Consider the following 3,005-nt stretch of genomic DNA (forward strand, 5'->3'; position numbering starts at 1 on the left):
GGCGGCGGTGTAGCGCGCGCCGTAGAGGGCCGGGCGCAGGTTGTCGCTCATGCCGCCGTCGACGGAGACGTAGGTGCGCACCACGCCCCCGTCCAGCGGCACGGGCTTGACGGTGCCGACGGTGTACAGCGTGACCGTCGTGGGCCCGACGATGGCGCGCCCTGGTTCGATGGACACGCGCGGCAGGGGCGTGGCGAGCTCGTCGCACGCGTGCGCGACCACCTCGGCGACGTCCGTGGCGACGCGGGCCGGGTCCAGCGGGACCTCGCCCGGCAGGTAGGCGATGCCGTACCCGCCGCCGAGGTCCACCTCGGCGAGCAGGTGCCCGGTGCGGGTGGCCAGCTCGGCGCGCAGCGCGAGGACGACGCGCGCTGCGGCCTCGAAGCCCGACGGGTCGAGGATCTGGCTGCCGATGTGCGAGTGGATGCCGATGAGCTCGAGCTCCGGGCGGGCCAGGACAGCGAGCAGGGCCGTCATCGCCTGGCCGCCCGTGACCGACAGGCCGAACTTCTGGTCCTCGTGCGCTGTGGCGATGTACTCGTGGCCCCCGGCGTGCACGCCCGTGGTGACGCGGACCATGACCGGGGCTCGTCTGCCTCCGCCGTAGGCGGGGTGCGCGGCGACGGCGTCGGCGACGCGGTCCACCTCGACGATCGAGTCGATGACGATCCGGCCGACGCCCGCGTCGAGCGCGCGCCGGACCTCCGCGTCGGACTTGTTGTTGCCGTGCAGGCCGATGTCGGCCCCGGGCACCCCGGCGCGCAGCGCGACGGCCAGCTCGCCGCCCGTCGCCGTGTCGATCCGCAGCCCCTCCTCGTGCGCCCAGCGGGCCACGGCGGTGCACAGGAACGCCTTGCCCGCGTAGTACACGTCGACCGTGGTGCCCACGGCGCCGAACGCGGCCGTGAAGGCCTCCCGGTAGCCGCGCGCCCTGGCCCGGAAGTCCGCCTCGTCGAGCACGTAGGCGGGCGTGCCGTGCTCGGCGGCCAGCGCGCGCAGGTCCACCCCGCCGATGCTCACGGCGCCGTCGGGCCCGACGCCGGTGCTCGCCGGCCAGACCTGCCGGTCGAGGCTCACATCCGCTCCGGCGCGCCGACCCCGAGCAGGCCCAGGCCGTTGGCGAGCACCTGCCGGGTCGCGTCGTTGAGCCACAGGCGGGTGCGGTGCACGTCACCCAGCGCCTCGTCGCCCAGCGGGGTGACGCGGCACTGCACGTACCAGGCGTGGTAGGCCCCGGCGACCTCCTCGAGGTACCGCGCGACGCGGTGCGGCTCGCGCAGCTCCGCGGCCTGGGCCACCACGCGGCCCAGCTCGCCGAGCCGGGCCAGCAGCTCGGACTCGGTGGGGTGCACCAGCAGCGCGGGGTCGAAACCGTCCTCGCGCCGCACCCCGCTGTCCGCGGCGTTGCGCGCCACGTTGACGGTGCGTGCGTGGGCGTACTGGACGTAGAAGACGGGGTTCTCGTTGGTCGCCCTGGCGAGCAGGTCGACGTCGAGGTCGATCATCGAGTCCACCGAGGAGCGCGCGAGCGAGTAGCGCGCCGCGTCCACGCCCACGGCCTCGACGAGGTCGTCGATCGTCACGACGGTGCCGGCCCGCTTGGACATCCGCACGGGCTCCCCGTCCTTGACGAGGTTGACCAGCTGGCCGATGAGGATCTCCAGGTGGGTCCACGGGACGTCGCCGAACGCCGCGCACATCGCCATCATCCGACCGATGTACCCGTGGTGGTCGGCCCCGAGCATGATGATGACCCGGTCGAAGCCCCGCTCACGCTTGTCGAGGTAGTAGGCCAGGTCACCGGCGATGTAGGCGGCCTCGCCGTCCGACTTGACGATGACGCGGTCCTTGTCGTCGCCGAAGTCCGTGGTGCGCAGCCAGGTGGCTCCGTCGGACTCGTAGACGTGGCCCAGCTCCCGCAGGCGGGCGACGGCGCGGTCCACGGCACCCGAGGCGTGCAGCGAGTCCTCGTGGTAGTAGACGTCGAAGTCCACGCCGAACTCGTGCAGCGTCGCCTTGATCTCGCCGAACATCTGCTCCACGCCACCGGCGCGGAACACCTCCTGCGCCGCGGCGGCGGGCAGCGTGCGAGGGTCCGGCTCGCCGGCCGCGACGACGGTCGCGATGACGGCGTCGGCGATGTCGGCGATGTACTGGCCGCCGTAGCCGTCCTCCGGGGCGTCCTGTCCGAGCGCGCGGGCCAGGAGCGAGCGGGCGAACCGGTCGATCTGCGCTCCGTGGTCGTTGAAGTAGTACTCGCGCGTCACCTCGGCGCCGGCGGCCTGGAGCATCCGGGCGAGCGAGTCACCGACGGCGGCCCAGCGCGCCCCGCCGATGTGCAGCGGGCCGGTGGGGTTGGCCGAGACGAACTCGAGGTTGATCCGCTCGCCGGCGAGAGCGGTGCTGCGTCCGTAGGCCGCGCCCGCCTCGACGACGGTGCGCGCCAGCTCGCCGGCGGCCCCGGCCTCGAGGCGGATGTTGAGGAAGCCCGGCCCGGCGATCTCGACCGATGCCACCCCGGGCACGTCGGCGAGCCGCGCGGCCAGGACCTCGGCGAGCGCCCGCGGCGGCATCTGCGCCTTCTTGGCGAGCTGCATCGCGACGTTGGTGGCCCAGTCGCCGTGCTCGCGCGAGCGCGGACGCTCGACGGCGACGGTCGCGGGCAGGGCGGTCGGGTCGATCGGCAGCGTGCCGTCTGCCTGCGCGGCGACGAGGACGGCGTGCAGCGCCTGGGAGAGCTCAGCGGGGGTCACCGGCCGATCCTACCGAGCGCCCGAACGCCCCCGTCGGCCCCTCCGGAGGGTGAACCGTCGCCCCGCGCAGGGCCGGAAGGTGCGCGCGGGGCCGTCCGCGGTGTTGACTGCACCCCACCCCCAAGGACCGGAGATGGGATGAGACGCACCAACCTCATCGACCTCGCCGTCGGACGACTGCGCCAGCAGATCACCTCCGGCGTGTGGCCGGTCGGTACCCGTATCCCCGCCGAACCCGAGCTGACCGAGCTC

Annotated in this window: 2 protein-coding genes; both read right to left on the bottom strand. The window is 74.0% G+C overall.

Translation table 11 applies throughout. The features are described from left to right. On the bottom strand, nucleotides 1–1,077 hold a 1,077-nt coding region (gene lysA / locus PKY62_RS12910; protein WP_324537596.1), incomplete at its 3' end, for a diaminopimelate decarboxylase. Continuing rightward, a complete protein-coding gene (gene argS / locus PKY62_RS12915; RefSeq protein WP_324537598.1) occupies nucleotides 1,074–2,753 on the bottom strand; it encodes an arginine--tRNA ligase in 1,680 nt (559 codons plus the stop codon). The genes lysA and argS, both read right to left, overlap by 4 nt. Nucleotides 2,754–3,005 lie beyond the last annotated feature (252 nt).

The organism is Actinotalea sp. (assembly GCF_035443605.1).
Lineage (GTDB): Bacteria > Actinomycetota > Actinomycetes > Actinomycetales > Cellulomonadaceae > Actinotalea.